We start from the raw sequence: 19229 nt of genomic DNA on the forward strand, positions 1-19229 counted from the left end.
CCCGTAAGGATAAGTCGAGATATTACTCAAACTCATTCCAGGAACGACCGTCACGAGTAATCATCGCCACCGAGGCAACAGGTCCCCAGGTTCCGGCCTGATACGGTTTCGGCGCATCATTGTCCATCGCCCACGCCTCAGTAATGGAGTCTACCCATTTCCAGGCTTCTTCCACTTCATCGCGACGTACAAACAATGCCTGAATACCACGCATGGTTTCCAGCAGCAGACGTTCATAGGCATCTGCCAGATGCGTCTGATTAAAGGTTTCTGAATAGCTCAGATCCAGCTTGGTGATTTGCAGGTTATGTTTATGGTCAAGGCCAGGAACTTTATTCAGTACCTGGATATCCACGCCTTCATCAGGTTGCAGACGGATAGTCAGTTTATTCTGCGGCAGATCCTGCCACGACTCTTTAAACAGATTCAGTTCTGGCGTTTTGAAATAGACCACCACTTCAGAGCATTTAGTCGGCAGACGTTTACCGGTACGCAGGTAGAACGGTACGCCAGCCCAGCGCCAGTTATCGATGTCGACGCGGATCGCCACGAAGGTTTCCGTGTTACTGCTTTTGTTCGCGCCCTCTTCTTCCAGATAACCCGGCACTTTTTTGCCCTGTGCAAAACCTGCGGTGTACTGCCCACGCACCGTCTTTTCACGCACGTTAGAGCGATCAATGCGGCGCAGAGACTTCAGTACTTTGACTTTTTCATCACGGATGCTGTCTGCGCTCAGGTCAGACGGCGGAGACATCGCAATCATGCAGAGAATTTGTAGCAGGTGGTTCTGGATCATGTCGCGCATCTGACCGGCTTTATCAAAATAGCCCCAGCGCCCTTCGATCCCCACTTCTTCTGCCACCGTAATCTCAACATGATCAATGGTGCGATTGTCCCAGTTGTTTACAAACAGGGAGTTAGCAAAACGCAGCGCCAACAGGTTCAGCACCGTTTCTTTACCAAGATAGTGGTCGATACGGTAAACCTGGCACTCCTCGAAATATTCGCCAACCTGATCGTTGATTTCCTGCGAGGTCGCCAGCGACGTCCCCAGCGGTTTCTCCATGACTACGCGTGCCGGTTTAGCATTCAGTTTTGCCTCGCCAAGCCCTTTGCAAATTGCGCCAAAAGTGCTGGGCGGCATGGCAAAGTAGTTAATGGTGATACGATTTTTTTGATCCAGCATCGCGCCGAGACGGCTGAATGCAGCAGTGTCATTGACATCGAGATTACAAAAATCCAGACGTGCACTCAGGGTGTCCCATAAACCTTCATCAATGGTTTCTTTCATGAAAGTTTCGAGCGCCTCGCGGACAACTTTGGTATATGCCGCTTTATCCCAGTCAGCACGCCCTACGCCGATAATCCGGGTGTCCGGGTTGAGCTGACCGGCTTTTTCCAGTTGATACAGGGAAGGCAGCAATTTACGACGCGCAAGGTCGCCTTTCGCGCCGAAAATGACCAGGTCACAGGCCTGGGCTGTTTGCGTTACCGCCATGTCATTCTCCTTAAGTTAACTAACCCGGTACTTAAGCCTGGGTATACTTGTAATTTTCTTACGGTGCACTGTACTGCTTTTACGAGCTTGCGAAAACTGTAAACGCTTATCCACCCGTGCGATTACGGCAAAAGCGCGTAAAGTGCGGCAAAACTGATAAAAAAACCATCGTTTTCCTTTGGGTAAAAATCTGACACTGATCATGTTATGAAAAAAAATAACAACTTTTTTATCTGCTTTTGTCATTAACACAGCGCACAGGCGTAATATCTGACAAAACTGCATTTCGATTTCTTTCCGTGCGGAAATCGTCATTACCCGTGAGTCTCTTTACATCATGAATATGCTGGAAAAAATCCAGTCTAAACTGGAACATCTGAGCAAATCAGAACGCAAAGTTGCCGAGGTCATTCTTGTCTCGCCCGACAACGCGATCCATTCGAGTATTGCTGCTCTGGCACTGGAAGCCAATGTTAGCGAACCGACGGTCAATCGTTTCTGTCGCAGCATGGACACACGCGGTTTTCCTGATTTTAAACTGCATCTGGCGCAAAGTCTGGCTAATGGCACACCCTATGTTAATCGCAACGTCAGTGAAGATGACAGCGTTGAATCATACACAGGGAAAATATTTGAGTCGGCAATGGCTACTCTCGATCACGTCCGCCACTCGCTGGATAAGTCCGCCGTCAATCGCGCTGTTGATCTCCTCACCCAGGCGAAAAAAATTGCCTTTTTCGGGTTAGGTTCTTCTGCCGCTGTTGCCCACGATGCAATGAATAAGTTTTTTCGCTTCAATGTTCCGGTGATCTACTCGGACGATATCGTACTGCAGCGAATGAGTTGTATGAACTGTAGCGATGGAGACGTCGTTGTGTTGATTTCCCATACCGGCAGAACCAAAAATCTGGTTGAACTGGCGCAACTGGCGCGGGAAAACGACGCAATGGTGATCGCCCTCACCTCTGCTGGTACACCACTCGCCCAAGAAGCGACGCTGGCAATTACCCTCGACGTACCGGAAGATACTGACATTTATATGCCCATGGTCTCTCGACTTGCCCAGTTGACCGTGATAGATGTGCTGGCAACAGGATTTACTTTGCGACGCGGCGCAAAATTCAGAGATAACTTGAAGCGGGTCAAGGAAGCTCTTAAGGAATCGCGTTTTGATAAGCAGTTACTTAATTTAAGTGACGATCGTTAAAACGATTGCCATTGTTCTAATCTTATACGACATCCGAATGAGATTAATTTATCGCCACAATGGCTTTATTTCATTCGGATTTCATGTTCAAGCAACACCTTGTTGTTTCAGTCAACGGAGTATTACATGTCCAGAAGGCTTCGCAGAACCAAAATCGTTACCACGTTAGGCCCTGCTACTGATCGCGATAATAACCTTGAAAAAGTTATCGCTGCCGGCGCGAACGTTGTACGTATGAACTTTTCTCATGGCTCGCCTGAAGATCACAAAATGCGCGCGGATAAAGTTCGTGAAATTGCCGCAAAACTGGGGCGTCATGTGGCTATTCTGGGTGACCTTCAGGGGCCAAAGATTCGTGTATCTACCTTTAAAGAAGGTAAGGTATTCCTCAATATTGGGGATAAATTCCTGCTGGACGCCAACCTGGGGAAAGGTGAAGGCGATAAAGAAAAAGTCGGCATCGACTATAAAGGATTGCCTGCTGACGTCGTGCCTGGCGACATCTTGCTGCTGGACGACGGTCGCGTTCAGTTAAAAGTGCTGGAAGTTCAGGGCATGAAAGTGTTCACCGAAGTGACCGTCGGCGGCCCGCTCTCCAACAATAAAGGGATCAACAAACTCGGCGGCGGCCTGTCGGCTGAAGCCCTGACCGAGAAAGATAAAGCAGATATCCAGACTGCGGCGCTGATTGGCGTGGATTACCTGGCGGTCTCCTTCCCACGCTGCGGCGAAGACCTGAACTATGCACGCCGTCTGGCGCGCGACGCTGGTTGTGATGCGAAAATTGTCGCCAAGGTTGAACGCGCAGAAGCCGTTTGCAGCCAGGATGCGATGGACGACATTATTCTCGCCTCTGACGTGGTGATGGTTGCACGTGGTGACCTCGGCGTAGAAATTGGCGATCCTGAACTGGTCGGCATTCAGAAAGCATTGATTCGTCGCGCGCGTCAGCTGAACCGTGCGGTAATCACTGCGACCCAGATGATGGAGTCAATGATTACCAACCCAATGCCGACTCGTGCAGAAGTTATGGACGTGGCAAACGCCGTGCTGGATGGTACTGACGCAGTAATGTTGTCTGCAGAAACCGCTGCGGGTCAGTATCCGTCAGAAACCGTTGCAGCCATGGCGCGTGTTTGCCTGGGTGCGGAAAAAATCCCAAGCATCAACGTGTCTAAACATCGTCTGGACGTTCAGTTCGACAATGTGGAAGAAGCCATCGCCATGTCCGCGATGTATGCGGCTAACCACCTGAAAGGTGTTACCGCTATCATCACCATGACCGAGTCAGGTCGTACCGCACTGATGACTTCCCGTATCAGCTCCGGACTGCCGATTTTCGCAATGTCTCGCCATGAGCGTACCCTGAACCTGACTGCGCTTTATCGTGGTGTAACGCCGGTCTATTTTGACAGCGCGAATGATGGCGTGGTTGCAGCCAACGAAGCGGTAAATCTGCTGCGCGATAAAGGTTACCTGATGTCTGGTGACCTGGTAATTGTCACCCAGGGCGATGTGATGAGTACCGTGGGTTCTACCAACACCACGCGTATTTTAACCGTAGAGTAAGTACGTTGCCGGATGCGGTGAAAACGCCTTATCCGGCCTGCAATTCAATGATAATTCGACAGATTTCAAATCTTCTGAAGCAAACTTGAATTTATCATCAGACGAAAGCCTCTCTTTGTGAGAGGCTTTTTCTATTTGATGGGATAAAGATCTTTGCGTTTATAAGGCTGAATTTCGCCCGGTTTGCGAGTCTTGAGCAATTTTAAAATCCAGGTGTATTGCTCTGGTCGCGGACCAACAAAAATCTCGACTTCTTCATTCATCCGCCGCGCAATGGTATGGTCATCTGCCTCTGACAAGTCATCCATCGGCGGACGAACCTGAATTGTCAGGCGGTGCGTCTTACCATCATAAATCGGAAACAACGGTACGACACGCGCACGACACACTTTCATCAGACGACCAATCGCGGGCAGCGTCGCTTTATAAGTTGCAAAGAAATCAACAAATTCACTGTGCTCCGGGCCATGATCCTGATCGGGCAAATAATAGCCCCAGTACCCCTGACGAACCGACTGGATGAACGGTTTTATGCCGTCATTCCTCGCATGTAGACGACCACCAAAACGACGACGCACGGTGTTCCAGACATAATCAAAAACCGGGTTGCCCTGATTATGGAACATCGCCGCCATTTTCTGCCCTTGCGAGGCCATCAGCATAGCGGGGATATCTACCGCCCAGCCGTGCGGCACCAGAAAGATCACTTTCTCGTCGTTACGCCGCATCTCTTCGATGATTTCCAGTCCCTGCCAGTCTACGCGCGGCTGAATTTTTTCCGGCCCGCGTATCGCCAGTTCTGCCATCATCGCCATCGCCTGCGGCGCTGTGGCAAACATCTCATCCACAATCGCTTCGCGTTCAGCTTCGCTACGTTCTGGAAAGCAAAGAGACAGATTGATTAACGCACGACGACGTGAGCTTTTACCCAATCGTCCGGCAAAACGTCCCAGCCGCGCCAGAATGGGATCGCGGAATTTCGGAGGCGTTAAGGCAATGCCGGCCATCGCCGCCACACCCAACCAGGCTCCCCAGTAACGCGGATGGCGAAAGGATTTATCAAACTCAGGAATGTATTCACTATTATTTTTTTTCGTTTCCATGCTTTTCCAGTTTCGGATAAGGCAAATATCAATCTGCTGATAGTGTAGCGGCGCAACTTGCCCCGCACCAAATAAAAAAGCCGGTACTGACTGCGTACCGGCTGCGAATGGGTGTTAATTAATCAAACTGTAGCTGCGGCACAATCTCTTTGGCCTGCGCCAGGAACTCACTGCGATCGGAGCCAGTCAGCCCTTCGGTACGCGGCAGTTTCGCCGTCAGCGGGTTTACGGCCTGCTGGTTGATCCATACTTCATAGTGCAAATGCGGCCCGGTTGAACGCCCGGTGTTACCGGAAAGCGCGATACGATCGCCTCGTTTTACCTTCTGCCCCGGTTTCACCAGAATCTTGCGCAGGTGCATATAACGCGTGGTATAGGTGCGGCCATGACGGATCGCAACATAATAACCTGCGGCGCCACTGCGTTTGGCTACAACCACTTCACCGTCACCCACCGAAAGTACCGGCGTACCCTGTGGCATCGCGAAATCAACGCCCCTGTGCGGCGCAACGCGGCCTGTTACCGGGTTCAGACGACGCGGGTTAAAGTTAGACGAGATACGGAACTGCTTCGCCGTCGGGAATCGCAAGAATCCTTTCGCCAGACCAGTACCGTTACGATCATAGAACTTGCCATCTTCGGCACGGATAGCGTAGTAATCTTTACCTTCAGAACGCAAACGTACGCCCAGTAACTGGCTTTGCTCACGTTTGCCATCAAGCATTTCACGTGACATTAATACCGCAAATTCATCGCCTTTTTTAACCTTCCGAAAGTCCATCTGCCACTGTAACGCTTTAATCACTGCGCTCACTTCAGCACTGGTTAAACCAGCACTTCTGGCGCTGGCAACAAAGCTCGACCCTACAGTGCCTTTCAGTAGATTATTAACCCACTCCCCTTGCTGCATTTCGCTGGTCATTTTAAAACCGTTTGCTGCAGTGCGGTCATAGGTACGCGTTTCCCGACGAGAAACCTCCCAGGTCAGACGTTGTAAATCGCCCTCTGCGGTTAATGTCCAGGTGAGTTGTTGACCAATTTTCAGGTTACGCAGATCTTTATCCGCAGCAGCCAGTTGGGTGATATCACCCATATCAATACCATATTGATTGAGGATGCTACTTAGCGTATCGCCTGTAGAAACAACATATTCATGCACACCCGCTTCTCCGGCGATCTTGTCGTCCAGTTCATCTTGCGGAATGGCTTCATCTTCTTGTGCGGCTTGATCAATCGGTTCACTGGCTTCAGGTAAGAGTGAACGGATTTCGTTTTGTTCCAGCTCAATGGTTTTAACAATTGGCGTGGCGTCGCGGTGGTAAACATAGGGCCGCCAGACAGCGACGGCCAGAGTAAGAACGGTGAGCGACCCCAACATAACGCGGTGTGGTCGCGGTAAATTATTAAACGCCAGGGCGACAGAGCGGGCTATCTGTTGCACGTAATCACTTCCTCATTAATCTCCTTTCAGGCAGCTCGCGTACTGGTTGGCTAATTGATTCAGAAATTCTGAATAGCTTGTTTTACCCAGTTTGATATTCGTCCCAAGGGGATCCAACGTTCCCATACGAACGGATGTCCCTCGTGCGACGCTTTCAACGACCGCTGGCCTGAACTGTGGTTCAGCAAAAACGCAGGTTGCTTTTTGCTCAACCAACTGTGTTCTTATTTCATGTAAACGCTGCGCGCCCGGTTGAATCTCTGGGTTAACGGTAAAATGACCAAGCGGTGTCAGTCCGAATTGTTTTTCGAAGTAGCCGTAAGCATCATGAAAAACGAAATAACCTTTTCCCTTGAGCGGCGCGAGCTCATTACCAACCTGTTTATCGGTTGCAACTAATTGTGCCTCAAAATCCTTCAGGTTGGCGTCAAGTTTGGCTCGACTTTGCGGCATAAGTTCCACTAATTTTCCATGGATTGCAACCGCTGTAGCCCGCGCTATCTCTGGGGAGAGCCAAAGATGCATGTTGAAATCGCCGTGATGGTGATCTTCGTCACTTTTTTCCGCGTGGTTATGATCATCATCATCGCCGTGAATACTTTTCATCAGCATCGGTTTTACATTCTCAAGCTGCGCAATCGTTACCTGTTTCGCCTCAGGTAATTTGCTCACCGGCTTTTGCATAAACGCTTCCATCTCCGGGCCAACCCAGACGACTAAGTCCGCGTTCTGTAAGCGTTTTACATCCGATGGACGCAGTGAATAATCGTGTTCTGAAGCACCATCAGGCAGTAATACTTCAGTCTCTGTTACCCCATCAGCAATGGCGGAAGCGATGAATCCAACAGGTTTAAGCGAAGCAACAACGGCGGCATCTGCCGCCTGTGTTGCACCACCCCAGAGAGCGGCGGATAATGCTGCGAAAAGAAGCGTTTTTTTATGTAACATAATGCGACCAATCATCGTAATGAATACAAGAAGTGTGATATTATAACATTTCATGACTACTGCAAGACTAAAATTAACATGACAAGTCTGGTTTCCCTGGAAAATGTCTCGGTTTCTTTTGGCCAACGCCGCGTCCTCTCTGATGTGTCGCTGGAACTTAAACCTGGAAAAATTTTGACCTTACTTGGGCCGAACGGCGCAGGTAAGTCGACGCTGGTGCGGGTTGTGCTCGGGCTGGTAACACCAGATGAAGGTGTTATCAAGCGCCACGGAAAACTGCGTATCGGCTACGTGCCGCAAAAGCTCTATCTCGACACCACGTTGCCACTGACCGTAAACCGTTTTTTACGCTTACGCCCCGGTACATATAAAGAAGACATTCTGCCCGCACTGAAACGCGTTCAGGCCGGGCATCTGATTGACGCGCCAATGCAAAAGCTCTCTGGCGGCGAAACGCAGCGTGTACTGCTGGCGCGCGCGTTGTTAAATCAACCGCAATTATTAGTGCTGGATGAACCCACTCAAGGCGTGGATGTAAATGGTCAGGTTGCGTTGTACGACCTGATTGATCAACTGCGCCGCGAACTGGATTGTGGCGTATTAATGGTTTCTCACGATCTGCATCTGGTGATGGCAAAAACCGATGAAGTACTTTGCCTCAATCACCACATCTGTTGTTCCGGCACACCGGAAGTCGTTTCCCTGCATCCAGAATTTATTTCGATGTTTGGACCTCGCGGTGCTGAGCAACTGGGTATCTATCGCCATCATCATAATCACCGCCATGATTTACAGGGGCGGATTATTCTGCGTCGGGGAAATGATCGCTCATGATTGAATTATTATTTCCTGGTTGGTTAGCCGGGATCATGCTGGCCTGTGCCGCAGGTCCGCTGGGTTCGTTTGTTGTCTGGCGCCGTATGTCTTATTTCGGCGACACGCTGGCACATGCATCTTTACTTGGCGTCGCGTTTGGCCTGCTACTGGATGTGAATCCTTTCTATGCAGTGATTGCGGTTACGCTGCTGCTGGCGGGCGGTCTGGTATGGCTGGAAAAGCGCCCACAACTGGCGATCGATACATTATTGGGAATTATGGCGCACAGTGCTTTGTCGCTGGGTCTGGTCGTCGTCAGCCTGATGTCTAACATTCGCGTTGACTTGATGGCATACCTGTTTGGTGATTTGCTGGCAGTGACGCCGGAAGATCTTATCTCCATTGCGATTGGCGTGGTCATCGTGGTGGCAATTCTGTTCTGGCAATGGCGCAATTTGCTGTCGATGACGATTAGCCCGGATCTGGCGTTTGTCGATGGCGTGAAATTACAGCGCGTAAAATTATTGTTGATGCTGGTGACGGCATTGACGATTGGCGTGGCAATGAAATTTGTCGGCGCGTTGATTATTACCTCGCTGCTGATTATTCCTGCGGCTACTGCACGTCGTTTTGCCCGCACGCCGGAGCAGATGGCTGGTGTCGCTGTTTTGGTGGGGATGATTGCCGTAACTGGTGGTTTAACCTTTTCCGCGTTTTACGATACGCCAGCAGGCCCGTCGGTGGTGCTGTGTGCGGCGCTGTTGTTTATTATCAGTATGATGAAAAAGCAAGCCAACTAAGTTGCGACTGGCACTATACAGTGCCAGTTTCATCGACCAGGTCACCACATTGCGAGTATCAGCAAAAAACATTCTGTTAAGAACAAGCGACCAGAGAATGTTTATATGGTCTGCATAAAATCCATGTCCGCATTCGACAAATTAAACGACGATATTAAGAATTCTCCTTTGCAGTTATTTCCCCACGAAAAATATTATCGTTCTCTCGAAAAAACGTGAGTGAGCAGATAAGCAGTCTCTGGAAACTGGCAATAAATACAGGAATGTAGCACCGAGAAATAGGAGTATCAGTATAAGTTCGTACAGCGTATGAATCGCAGCACATTTGCTCGCAGGGCATTAAGTGCAGGAGTAAATCCAATCTTCATTACTGCACAGAGGGGCATTTTTCTGTTCGCATTGGAGGCAGATAATAATGACAATCCCCTGGCAATTCTGAATGTAAATTTCAGTTCTGATGCACCAACAGTGCCCCGTTCAAAACGAGAAAGTAATCCCTTCTGTTTCAAATGCTCACTGCGCCCAGTCCGGTTTATTGAGTATATGATCCTGCCAGTCGATCACTTCTGATTCTTTCACCGCAATATGACGTACAGAGATTCGCTCACCGTGCATTGCCGCTTTCGAACCAGTCATCAGCGGATGCCACTCTGGCAATGCCTTCCCTTCCGCCAGCAATCGATATGCACAGGTTATCGGTAGCCATTCGAATGTTGGCAGGTTTTCGCGGGTTAATTTGATGCAGTCAGGTTCAAACTCGAAGCGGCGTTCGTAGTTCCGACATTGACAGGTTTTAATATTAAGCTGACGGCAAGCGACGTTAGTGAAGTAGATTTCGTCGGTGTCTTCATCCATCAGTTTATGCAGGCAGCACTGACCACAACCATCACACAACGACTCCCATTCTGCATCGCTCATTTCATCAAGGGTTTTACTTTGCCAGAAAGGTATATCGCTCATCAGGTGTTCCGCCATTACGTTAAAACGCACCTTATAACCAGTCTGGCATAGCGATGCAAGTTTTGCCGCCTCATTCAGGCGGCAAAAAAGTATTACAAAACGCGAGTTGTCAAAGAATGACCATCGAAAGTAACAGTCAATTCATCGCCACTGTATAGCGGGCCGACACCATCAGGCGTGCCTGTTAACACAACGTCACCGGCCTTGAGGGTAAAAAACTTGCTCATATAAGCAATCAGCGGAACGATTTTATGGATCATGTCCGCAGTCGTACCTTGTTGGCGTTGTTCGCCGTTAACGCTCAGACCCAGCGATGTATTTTGCGGATCGCCAGTGAACTCTGCGGCAGGAATAAACCCGGAAAGAGGACAAGAGTTATCAAACGCTTTGGCCTTTTCCCACGGCTGCCCGGCTTTCTTCATTTTTGCCTGAATATCACGTAATGTCAGATCGAGCGCCACGCCGTAACCTGCAATGGCTTTGCGCACATGCTCTTCCGTAGCCTGACGTAGCGTCGCGCCAATCAACACAGCCAGTTCTACTTCATGATGAACCGCGCCGAAATCTGAGGGAATAGCCAATGGCTGGCGCAGATCGCACAGTGCCGTTTCAGGTTTAATGAACAACACGGGCTCTTCAGGTACTTCACTCCCCATCTCTTTAATATGTCTGGCATAATTACTGCCAACACAAACTACTTTACTCACCGGATAATCCAGCAGTGCACCTTGCCAGTTGTGATGTTGATACATAACGTTCCTCTCACTTCATCGTGGATCTTAAAACCCGCTCCGACAAATATGATGCCACCGCCGGATATTGGTTATTTTTTAGTGCTGTCTGTATTTTTCGCCATCACAGAAAGATGTTGCTTCAGCAAATCCTCAGGAGGAGGTGGCAATTGAAGATAATAGCCATGCTCAGCTAAGGCCTGTTTAACTTTCTCAATATCGGCATTTACCAGTTTTTTTCTCCCGTCCAATGGAAGAATCATCGCAAGTTGCGGTTGACCAAAACCTTTCATCAGCTCCTCTGGAACACGTGAAAAGTCGTCTTTTTTTTCAACATATAAATAGGTCTGGTCACGTTTACTACTTCGATAGATCACACAAAACATAATTTTACTCTGAATAAATGGGGGGGTGACTTGCCTCAATATAATCCAGACTATAACATGCCTTATAGTCTTCGTAATATCATCGCACGCTGATGATGATGGTAATTAGCTAATTGAGTAAGGCCAGGATGTCAAACACGCCAATCGAGCTTAAAGGTAGCAGCTTCACCTTATCTGTGGTTCATCTGCATGAGGCAGAACCTAAGGTTATTCATCAGGCGCTGGAAGACAAAATCGCTCAGGCTCCGGCATTTTTAAATCATGCTCCCATCGTACTCAATGTCAGTGGCCTCGAAGAACAGGTCAACTGGCCAGCAATGCACAAAGCTATCTCAGCAACAGGCTTGCGGATCATTGGTGTCAGTGGCTGCAAAAATGCGAAGCTGAAAGCTGAAATCGAAAAGATGGGGTTGCCGATCCTGACTGAAGGAAAGGAAAAAGCGCCACGTCCAGCACCGACTCCCCAGGTTCCTGCGAAAAATACAACACCGGACACAAAAACGCGCTTAATAGATACCCCTGTACGTTCCGGTCAGCGCATTTATGCGCCACAATGTGATCTGATTGTTACAAGCCATGTTAGTGCAGGGGCTGAATTGATCGCAGATGGTAACATTCATGTCTATGGCATGATGCGCGGTCGTGCGCTAGCCGGGGCAAGTGGTGACCGGGAAGCACAAATATTTTGTACGAGTCTGATGGCAGAACTGGTCTCTATCGCCGGTGAATACTGGCTGAGTGATAAAATCCCAGCAGAATTTTATGGCAAAGCAGCACGACTGCAATTAGTCGAAAACGCTTTGACCGTTCAATCGTTAAATTGATCCCTTTTTAACAAGGAATTTTTATGGCACGCATTATTGTTGTTACTTCGGGGAAAGGGGGCGTTGGAAAGACAACCTCCAGCGCGGCCATCGCCACTGGTTTGGCCCAGAAGGGAAAGAAAACTGTCGTGATCGATTTTGATATCGGCTTGCGTAATCTCGACCTGATTATGGGTTGCGAGCGCCGGGTCGTTTACGATTTCGTCAACGTCATTCAGGGCGATGCAACGCTAAATCAGGCGTTAATTAAGGATAAGCGTACTGATAACCTCTATATTCTCCCAGCTTCGCAAACTCGCGATAAAGATGCCCTCACCCGCGAAGGGGTGGCCAAAGTTCTTGATGACCTGAAAGCGATGGACTTTGAGTTTATCGTTTGTGACTCACCGGCGGGTATTGAAACCGGTGCATTAATGGCTCTTTATTTCGCTGATGAGGCCATTATTACCACCAACCCGGAAGTCTCCTCAGTGCGTGACTCTGACCGTATTTTAGGTATTCTGGCGTCGAAATCACGTCGCGCAGAAAACGGCGAAGAACCCATAAAAGAGCACCTGCTGTTAACGCGCTATAACCCTGGTCGCGTGCACAAAGGAGACATGTTGAGCATGGAAGACGTGCTGGAGATCCTGCGCATCAAGCTCGTCGGCGTGATCCCAGAGGATCAATCAGTATTGCGCGCCTCTAACCAGGGGGAACCGGTTATTCTCGATATCAACGCCGATGCGGGTAAAGCCTACGCTGATACCGTAGAACGTCTGTTGGGAGAAGAACGTCCTTTCCGCTTCATTGAAGAAGAGAAGAAAGGCTTCCTCAAACGCTTGTTCGGAGGATAAGTTATGGCATTACTCGATTTCTTTCTCTCACGGAAGAAAAACACGGCCAACATTGCAAAAGAGCGGTTGCAAATTATTGTTGCTGAACGCCGTCGCAGCGATGCAGAACCACACTATCTGCCCCAGTTGCGTAAAGATATTCTTGAGGTCATTTGTAAATACGTACAAATCGATCCCGAGATGGTGACCGTACAGCTTGAGCAAAAAGATGGTGATATTTCCATTCTTGAGTTGAACGTGACCCTGCCGGAAGCAGAAGAGCTGAAATAAGCTGTATTAGCTCAGGTCCGATCTGACAGTTACCGGTTATTTATACAGGTATCTGTCAGATTACACTCTGGTTAAATTTTTCTCTTCCCCGGTTCGCTATTAAGTAATGTTGTCATCGGCGTCCAGGCACAACCCCCTTCCCTCCGTTGAGTTCGCTCATTTGGTTGCTGCGTTGTTAGTACAGGAAATGGGAATTACCTCATGTTTTGTATAAACGGTAACACTCCCCATTCAAGCTCCAGCGTCAAATTAAGTCGCAACTAATTCACATTATCGCCACCAGAATAAAATCACTGACATTACGTTTTCTGATAAATATTGTTCACATATAAATTACACAATAACATTGATATTTCAGATTGCCTTACCTTTGCAATGCAATGTTAACACTTGATGACATTTCTTGAATAAAATATTCAAAATCAATGAGTTAATTATTATTTAAGATTATTCCCATTCAAGCGAAAAACATAACTCTTATTATACAAACCGCGCTCATTTTGAATGATCTGAATAATATCGAGCGTTCTTTAGTTAAGCTGCTCTTAATTGAAGACGAAATTATTGTGTGTGCAACTTACTTAATACCGGACATCTAAGTTGAAGAAAAAAACACTCGCCTTCGGGCTCATCTCAATATTACTCTGCTCCACGCCAGCCATGGCGGATATGAATCGCACCACTAAAGGCGCATTGTTAGGCGCAGGCGTAGGCTTACTGACTGGCAATGGCGTAAATGGCGTACTGAAAGGTGCTGCTGTAGGTGCAGGTGTTGGCGCAGTCACTGAAAAAGGTCGCGATGGTAAAAATGCCCGTAAAGGCGCAAAAGTAGGTGCGGCCGTTGGCGCAGTCACTGGCGTCCTGACCGGCAATGGTCTGGAAGGCGCGATTAAAGGTGCTGTGATTGGTGGTACAGGTGGTGCCATTCTGGGTAAAATGAAATAAGGTATGATGATGAAAAAATTTGCTTTACTGGCTGGACTGTTTGTTTTCGCACCAATGACCTGGGCGCAGGATTATAATATTAAGAACGGCCTGCCGGCAGAAACCTACATTACTTGCGCAGAAGCCAACGAAATGGCAAAAACTGACAGCGCACAGGTTGCAGATATCGTCGCTGTAATGGGTAATGCCAGCGTTACTAGCCGTGATTTAAAAATTGAGCAATCTCCAGAACTGAGTGCCAAAGTGGTAGAAAAACTGAATCAGGTTTGTGCTAAAGATCCGCAAATGCTGTTAATTACCGCAATTGATGACACCATGCGTGCCATCGGCAAAAAATAATAGTTAATGTAGTACCGCGTCGATTTATTCGACGCGGTATATTTTTAGCGGATGGATGTGCTTATAAACAAAAATGAAGTGTTAGTATTTGGCTTTGGTTTATTCCGTCAGTTTTCACTGTATCAAAAACTATTTTACTGCAATCATATCCGTATACCCCCGCCTCACCGCAGAGTAATTTTCCCAAAACTAAACCTGACCAGTTTTTCCAGTTTCAAAGATTAATCATCTACTGATTGGATTTATAAGCATTTCTGATCAAATATCCTGTCAGCCCAAATTGTCAAAACGTATTTAAAAGAAGGGTTAATGCTGATCCCTTTGGCTTACCAGCTTCTCTCTTAACCGGTTAAGCAAATTGATTACCAGCCAAACCAGTGCATTGATTAAATTTATGGTAACAAGCACTTCTCCTAGCCAGATGCTGGGTTTGGCGATCAGGATAATCAGGATGGAGATCAGCATAAACGCAATGGAAAAGATGATATACAAAGTGAAATAATCCAGGCTATTACTTTTGTTCATGCTACTTACGGTGATCCTGACAAAATCTTCAGACAATTATAGCAAACAAAATAATGAACAATAGTAACAAGAAGCAACGAGCTAATTACCTGTCTACAATTGCACCATTTCATCGCCTTGCTGATCAATTTTCAGCCAAATATCATCATGCTATATCAATTAGTGCAATATTCACTCAACAACCACTTTCACCTTCGGTTTTGAGAGAATAATTTTGACGAGTTCAATATACGTCACCGGTTTATAGAAATAGTACCCTTGCTGGAACGTAATATTATTCTGGTTCAAATAGTCGAGCTGCTCCTTCGTCTCGACGCCTTCGGCGACAATACTGATAGAAAGTTTGCGCGCCAGATCCAGCACACAGTCCAGAATTCGGGTGGAATCAGGATCTGCATTGACCCGACCGACGAAACTGTGATCAATCTTAATATAATCGATGTGCAGATCATGGAGATAAGAAAGCCCTGAGTAGCCCGTACCAAAATCATCCAGCGCGATAACAAAACCATTTTCATGCAGAATGTTCAATCGCTGAACCAAATTTTCATCAACATGTAACGCTTCACGCTCAGTAACTTCAAGAACGAGATTCAAATCATGGCGAGTGAAGCTGTCGCGGTATTTCAGACATTCTTCAACAAATGTCGGCGAAATAATATGCGAGGCGCTAAAATTGATCCCAACATGAAATCCTTCCGGCAGTTTACTGGCGATCGCGTTCATTTGTGTGGCGACCTGACTCATCAAACTTTGGGTGAGCGGAACTATCAACCCTGATTTTTCAGCAAGTGGAATAAACGCTACAGGTGAAATATATCCTCCACGAGGATGTTTCCATCGGGCAAGAACTTCTACGCCGCGTAACGTCCCTTCCCGACCATTAACTACCGGTTGGTAAAAAGGCACAATCTCACCATTACTTATCGCCCTACGCAGAATCTCTTCAGGTGTGTCTGTCTTATTGAAATATTTATCAAGTAAAAAGGCAGCGGAACAGGATATTAAAAGGCTGAATATCAAAATACCCAAGCCTTTGTCGATCATTCTGGTAAAGCTAAATAGCGGCGGCTGGTTATAGATAATACTGAAATGATATTCAGTGGAGTTAACCCGTCCAGAAAGTTGATGTCTGCCATTGAGAGTTGTCACATCTCCCGACGGCCCAATAATATTATCCCCCACGCGCAAACTATATTTCACCCCCTTCAACGGCACATGGAGCGCCCCACGGATATGCTGGTCGCTAATAGTCACCAGGATACGCGTATCAGCGAACTGAATCTGATAGAGCAGAATGGGTAATCTATTTACAGTGTCGAGCGCCGGAGCCAACAGCAAATTACTGTCTGGTATCTCAGGAATACGGGATAGCAGTACCCGATTACCCGGCAGCGATGTACACCAGACAGCACCTTGTTTGAGAATGATGATCGTCCGCAGATGGGGTTTCAGCGCGGCCTCTGTACCTAGCTGATATTGTTCATCCAGATCGCACCTTTTCCCTGCAATTTCCATCGCCGTTTGAGTCGCCTGTGACGCTTCCTCAAGAATATGATTAATGTTGTTGGCGGCGTACTTCGCCCCCGCCAGGCTCTCTGCTTTTGCGGAATACCAGAGCTGAACATTCAAAATAGAGACGCCAGTAATAAACAGGCACACCGCAACGAGGATGGGGATAAGTGTATTGCGCATTCGCGTGTCCCAGGACCATTTTTCTCTGTTCATTCGCTCAATCTGGCGTCTACAGAGAGCATGGTAGAGAGAATCAGAAATATCCACGTTCTTGATGAAATTTCACCCCGCTATGCCGTAATACCTTCAATGTTGGATAAAAATCTCAAGTGAGCGTTAATTGACTGCCCCCAGGACAGAGAAGACGATTGAGCAACAAACCAGAACAAGAATATTGGGTAGGCAACGTTCTCTGTGTACTCATCCTTTAATACTTAACTGTATCAATGAGTAAGGATATGCTGAACTGGTACAACGTCGATGGGGACAGTAAAGGTTATACCGAGGTAAGGCAGTGCAAATTGTTACTCTACGCGACCCAGCTTTTTCTTCAACAGCACACGACACCTGCTCATAACAAACGGTATCCATCAATAGCGGCATCCAAAATCAGCTCCATTATATACAGCAATATCACTGGAAGGAATGTGAAGAATCGATAGCAGTAATATAAGTTGCACAAGTCAAACGTGGATTTTTTATACTCTTAAAAACCAGAGAAATAACTTTTTCTGATAACATCAGAAACCAGTTAGAATAAGAAAGAGAGCGATATATTCTTATTTAGCAAGTCAGGCTATAGAAACCATATAATGCGAACTCTGGTGCGTAAGACATTTTCTTTTCACAAAACCCCATGTTACAAATTGTAAAGATTAACTCTTCCTATTTGTATTCAACTTGTCTGGTCATATCTAAATAGATATGTAAAATTGATAATGGCTGGTAATCATTCAATACTCGCACTATAGAAAGTTCGCCAGCCTGCCGCAGGCACGCGCCTTTATACGACGTGTCTGCGGTTTTGTTGTGATATTTATATAGAAGTACTGGTGAATTATGAGCAATCTGAATCCATGCATGGCGTGTGGTGCCTGTTGTGCATTTTTCCGCGTCTCTTTTTACTGGGCCGAAGCTGATGATGCAGGCGGAACCATACCGGCTCATCTTACTGAGCAGATATCCCCTTACCACCGATGTATGTGCGGAACTAACCAGAAGAACCCACGCTGTATTGCCCTGGCAGGAACGCCTGGAAAAAACGCCTGCTGCACAATATATAAAAACCGCTCTTCCACATGTAGAGAGTTCGCCATGTCAGGCGAGCATGGAGAAATTAATGAGGCATGTAATCGCGCTCGAGCTAAATATGGACTACCTCCAATTTAAAAACTTTTTCGAGTTTAATTAGCTCCTTACGATCGCCATCCTCAACAATATATCCAGGTAGCGAAACTAACTATGCCGCGACATTACTGTCGCGGTTAATCCATTAATAATAAATACAGAAAAAACCAAAATAAATCATATAACACCCCATCAATAATTAAGACCATTGATAAAATTAAAGCACGTCTGTAGCATTATCATATTTTATTTTTCATAGACGAGTTTTTTCGTGTTATGTTATAATATGGCGAATAAACACAGGTTATCAACTTGTCAGTAATGTAAATAAATTTCGAGGAGATCATTCCAGTGGGACGTAAATGGGCCAATATTGTTGCTAAAAAAACGGCTAAAGACGGTGCAACGTCTAAAGTATATGCAAAATTCGGTGTGGAAATCTATGCTGCCGCTAAACAAGGTGAACCAGACCCAGAATTAAACACATCTTTAAAATTCGTTATTGAACGTGCGAAGCAGGCACAAGTTCCAAAACACGTTATTGATAAAGCCATTGATAAAGCCAAAGGTGGCGGAGATGAAACGTTCGTACAAGGGCGTTATGAAGGCTTTGGACCAAATGGTTCAATGATTATCGCTGAAACGTTGACTTCAAATGTTAATCGTACAATTGCTAATATTCGCACAATTTTCAATAAAAAAGGCGGGAATATTGGAGCAGCAGGTTCTGTCAGCTATATGTTTGACAATACTGGTGTGATTGTATTTAAAGGAACAAATCCTGACCATATTTTTGAAATTTTGCTTGATGCTGAAGTAGATGTTCGTGATGTGACTGAAGAAGAAGGAAGCATCGTTATTTATACTGAACCTACAGATCTTCACAAAGGAATTGCAGCTCTAAAAGCCGCTGGAATTACTGATTTTTCAACAACAGAATTAGAATTGATTGCTCAATCAGAAGTAGAACTTTCACCAGAAGATTTAGAAATCTTTGAAGGGCTTGTTGATGCCCTTGAAGATGACGATGATGTCCAAAAAGTATATCATAACGTTGCTAATCTCTAATTATAAATATCCTCCGGCTATGCCGGAGGTTTTTCAGATGCACCTATAAGGCACTGTTTCCAACTGCGCCCTAACTGGTGCATATGATCTAACATTTGCAT

20 protein-coding genes are annotated in these 19229 nt (G+C 46.9%); 11 read left to right on the forward strand and 9 right to left on the reverse strand.

The features are described 5' to 3' along the window. Positions 1–22: 22 nt before the first annotated feature. Positions 23–1498 carry a glucose-6-phosphate dehydrogenase gene (zwf, locus tag LG381_RS17020; RefSeq protein WP_000301727.1) on the reverse strand — a complete coding sequence of 492 codons (1476 nt, stop codon included), beginning with the start codon at positions 1496–1498 and terminating at the stop codon, positions 23–25. A gap of 337 nt (positions 1499–1835) precedes the next feature. Here zwf and hexR point away from each other — a divergent pair, with 337 nt between their 5' ends. Together hexR and pyk are read left to right on the forward strand one after the other, a co-directional pair. After that, entirely contained in the window at positions 1836–2705 is an 870-nt protein-coding gene (gene hexR, locus LG381_RS17025) for a DNA-binding transcriptional regulator HexR (protein WP_001056684.1), read from the forward strand. A 126-nt stretch (positions 2706–2831) separates the two neighbouring features. Further along, positions 2832–4274, forward strand: a complete 1443-nt coding sequence (pyk, locus tag LG381_RS17030; RefSeq protein WP_000091159.1) for a pyruvate kinase — start codon at positions 2832–2834, stop codon at positions 4272–4274. A 131-nt stretch (positions 4275–4405) separates the two neighbouring features. Here the strand turns inward: pyk and lpxM are convergent, their stop codons facing one another. From lpxM to znuA, 3 genes are all read right to left on the reverse strand, one after another. Further along, complete coding sequence (lpxM, locus tag LG381_RS17035; RefSeq protein WP_010357026.1) at positions 4406–5377, reverse strand: lauroyl-Kdo(2)-lipid IV(A) myristoyltransferase; 972 nt, start codon at positions 5375–5377, stop codon at positions 4406–4408. A 118-nt stretch (positions 5378–5495) separates the two neighbouring features. Beyond that, entirely contained in the window at positions 5496–6818 is a 1323-nt protein-coding gene (mepM, locus tag LG381_RS17040) for a murein DD-endopeptidase MepM (RefSeq protein ID WP_001184035.1), read from the reverse strand. A 15-nt stretch (positions 6819–6833) separates the two neighbouring features. After that, a complete protein-coding gene (gene znuA, locus LG381_RS17045; protein WP_085460762.1) occupies positions 6834–7766 on the reverse strand; it encodes a zinc ABC transporter substrate-binding protein ZnuA in 933 nt (310 codons plus the stop codon). A gap of 78 nt (positions 7767–7844) precedes the next feature. Here znuA and znuC point away from each other — a divergent pair, with 78 nt between their 5' ends. Together znuC and znuB are read left to right on the forward strand one after the other, a co-directional pair. Then, on the forward strand, positions 7845–8600 hold the full coding sequence (gene znuC / locus LG381_RS17050; protein ID WP_000202981.1) for a zinc ABC transporter ATP-binding protein ZnuC: 756 nt from the start codon (positions 7845–7847) through the stop codon (positions 8598–8600). Further along, a complete protein-coding gene (gene znuB / locus LG381_RS17055; protein ID WP_000571472.1) occupies positions 8597–9382 on the forward strand; it encodes a zinc ABC transporter permease subunit ZnuB in 786 nt (261 codons plus the stop codon). The genes znuC and znuB overlap by 4 nt, the downstream gene beginning before the upstream one ends. 513 nt (positions 9383–9895) lie before the next feature. Here the strand turns inward: znuB and LG381_RS17060 are convergent. The 3 genes from LG381_RS17060 to LG381_RS17070 all read right to left on the reverse strand — a co-directional run bounded on the left by LG381_RS17060 (position 9896) and on the right by LG381_RS17070 (position 11459). After that, on the reverse strand, positions 9896–10342 hold the full coding sequence (locus tag LG381_RS17060) for a YcgN family cysteine cluster protein (protein WP_225762682.1): 447 nt from the start codon (positions 10340–10342) through the stop codon (positions 9896–9898). 92 nt (positions 10343–10434) lie between these two features. Continuing rightward, positions 10435–11094 (reverse strand): fumarylacetoacetate hydrolase family protein, encoded by a 660-nt coding sequence (locus LG381_RS17065; RefSeq protein ID WP_000284293.1) that lies wholly within the window; start codon positions 11092–11094, stop codon positions 10435–10437. A gap of 71 nt (positions 11095–11165) precedes the next feature. Further along, positions 11166–11459 carry a YcgL domain-containing protein gene (locus LG381_RS17070; RefSeq protein ID WP_001516252.1) on the reverse strand — a complete coding sequence of 98 codons (294 nt, stop codon included), beginning with the start codon at positions 11457–11459 and terminating at the stop codon, positions 11166–11168. Between the two features lie 128 nt (positions 11460–11587). Between LG381_RS17070 and minC the strand changes: the two genes are divergently transcribed. The 5 genes from minC to LG381_RS17095 all read left to right on the forward strand — a co-directional run bounded on the left by minC (position 11588) and on the right by LG381_RS17095 (position 14673). Continuing rightward, complete coding sequence (minC, locus tag LG381_RS17075) at positions 11588–12283, forward strand: septum site-determining protein MinC (RefSeq protein WP_010357020.1); 696 nt, start codon at positions 11588–11590, stop codon at positions 12281–12283. Between the two features lie 23 nt (positions 12284–12306). Further along, complete coding sequence (minD, locus tag LG381_RS17080; protein ID WP_000101043.1) at positions 12307–13119, forward strand: septum site-determining protein MinD; 813 nt, start codon at positions 12307–12309, stop codon at positions 13117–13119. A 3-nt stretch (positions 13120–13122) separates the two neighbouring features. Then, entirely contained in the window at positions 13123–13389 is a 267-nt protein-coding gene (minE, locus tag LG381_RS17085) for a cell division topological specificity factor MinE (RefSeq protein WP_001185665.1), read from the forward strand. A 600-nt stretch (positions 13390–13989) separates the two neighbouring features. Next, the gene (locus tag LG381_RS17090) at positions 13990–14334 is read left to right on the forward strand and encodes a YMGG-like glycine zipper-containing protein (RefSeq protein ID WP_000730702.1); all 345 of its coding nucleotides are present in this window, start codon (positions 13990–13992) and stop codon (positions 14332–14334) included. Positions 14335–14337: 3 nt separating this feature from the next. Next, positions 14338–14673: a YmgD family protein gene (locus LG381_RS17095; RefSeq protein WP_000979974.1), complete on the forward strand. Its 336-nt coding sequence runs from the start codon at positions 14338–14340 to the stop codon at positions 14671–14673. A 306-nt stretch (positions 14674–14979) separates the two neighbouring features. On the opposite strand, the gene ymgF is transcribed toward LG381_RS17095, so the two are convergent. Beyond that, positions 14980–15198, reverse strand: coding sequence for a cell division-associated protein YmgF (ymgF, locus tag LG381_RS17100; protein WP_001043535.1), 219 nt, complete (start codon positions 15196–15198; stop codon positions 14980–14982). 171 nt (positions 15199–15369) lie between these two features. Then, entirely contained in the window at positions 15370–16893 is a 1524-nt protein-coding gene (locus tag LG381_RS17105; protein WP_225762683.1) for a cyclic diguanylate phosphodiesterase, read from the reverse strand. A gap of 879 nt (positions 16894–17772) precedes the next feature. On the opposite strand from LG381_RS17105, the gene LG381_RS17110 reads away from it, so the two are divergent. Both LG381_RS17110 and LG381_RS17115 read left to right on the forward strand, forming a co-directional pair. Continuing rightward, positions 17773–18102, forward strand: coding sequence for a YkgJ family cysteine cluster protein (locus LG381_RS17110; protein ID WP_225762684.1), 330 nt, complete (start codon positions 17773–17775; stop codon positions 18100–18102). Positions 18103–18411: 309 nt separating this feature from the next. Beyond that, the gene (locus LG381_RS17115; RefSeq protein ID WP_085460636.1) at positions 18412–19128 is read left to right on the forward strand and encodes a YebC/PmpR family DNA-binding transcriptional regulator; all 717 of its coding nucleotides are present in this window, start codon (positions 18412–18414) and stop codon (positions 19126–19128) included. Positions 19129–19229: the final 101 nt, after the last annotated feature.

Source organism: Escherichia sp. Marseille-Q3837, from assembly GCF_916618735.1.
Lineage (GTDB): Bacteria > Pseudomonadota > Gammaproteobacteria > Enterobacterales > Enterobacteriaceae > Escherichia > Escherichia ruysiae.

What these genes read in the sequence shown, in the direction of transcription:
- znuB (WP_000571472.1), top strand. Translation starts at nt 8,597, where the DNA reads ATGATTGAATTATTATTTCCTGGTTGGTTAGCCGGGATCATGCTGGCC.
- lpxM (WP_010357026.1), bottom strand. Translation starts at nt 5,377, where the DNA reads ATGGAAACGAAAAAAAATAATAGTGAATACATTCCTGAGTTTGATAAA.
- zwf (WP_000301727.1), bottom strand. Translation starts at nt 1,498, where the DNA reads ATGGCGGTAACGCAAACAGCCCAGGCCTGTGACCTGGTCATTTTCGGC.
- LG381_RS17095 (WP_000979974.1), top strand. Translation starts at nt 14,338, where the DNA reads ATGATGATGAAAAAATTTGCTTTACTGGCTGGACTGTTTGTTTTCGCA.
- minC (WP_010357020.1), top strand. Translation starts at nt 11,588, where the DNA reads ATGTCAAACACGCCAATCGAGCTTAAAGGTAGCAGCTTCACCTTATCT.
- hexR (WP_001056684.1), top strand. Translation starts at nt 1,836, where the DNA reads ATGAATATGCTGGAAAAAATCCAGTCTAAACTGGAACATCTGAGCAAA.
- LG381_RS17110 (WP_225762684.1), top strand. Translation starts at nt 17,773, where the DNA reads ATGAGCAATCTGAATCCATGCATGGCGTGTGGTGCCTGTTGTGCATTT.
- znuA (WP_085460762.1), bottom strand. Translation starts at nt 7,766, where the DNA reads ATGTTACATAAAAAAACGCTTCTTTTCGCAGCATTATCCGCCGCTCTC.
- ymgF (WP_001043535.1), bottom strand. Translation starts at nt 15,198, where the DNA reads ATGAACAAAAGTAATAGCCTGGATTATTTCACTTTGTATATCATCTTT.
- LG381_RS17070 (WP_001516252.1), bottom strand. Translation starts at nt 11,459, where the DNA reads ATGTTTTGTGTGATCTATCGAAGTAGTAAACGTGACCAGACCTATTTA.
- pyk (WP_000091159.1), top strand. Translation starts at nt 2,832, where the DNA reads ATGTCCAGAAGGCTTCGCAGAACCAAAATCGTTACCACGTTAGGCCCT.
- minE (WP_001185665.1), top strand. Translation starts at nt 13,123, where the DNA reads ATGGCATTACTCGATTTCTTTCTCTCACGGAAGAAAAACACGGCCAAC.
- LG381_RS17105 (WP_225762683.1), bottom strand. Translation starts at nt 16,893, where the DNA reads ATGCGCAATACACTTATCCCCATCCTCGTTGCGGTGTGCCTGTTTATT.
- LG381_RS17060 (WP_225762682.1), bottom strand. Translation starts at nt 10,342, where the DNA reads ATGAGCGATATACCTTTCTGGCAAAGTAAAACCCTTGATGAAATGAGC.
- znuC (WP_000202981.1), top strand. Translation starts at nt 7,845, where the DNA reads ATGACAAGTCTGGTTTCCCTGGAAAATGTCTCGGTTTCTTTTGGCCAA.
- LG381_RS17065 (WP_000284293.1), bottom strand. Translation starts at nt 11,094, where the DNA reads ATGTATCAACATCACAACTGGCAAGGTGCACTGCTGGATTATCCGGTG.
- minD (WP_000101043.1), top strand. Translation starts at nt 12,307, where the DNA reads ATGGCACGCATTATTGTTGTTACTTCGGGGAAAGGGGGCGTTGGAAAG.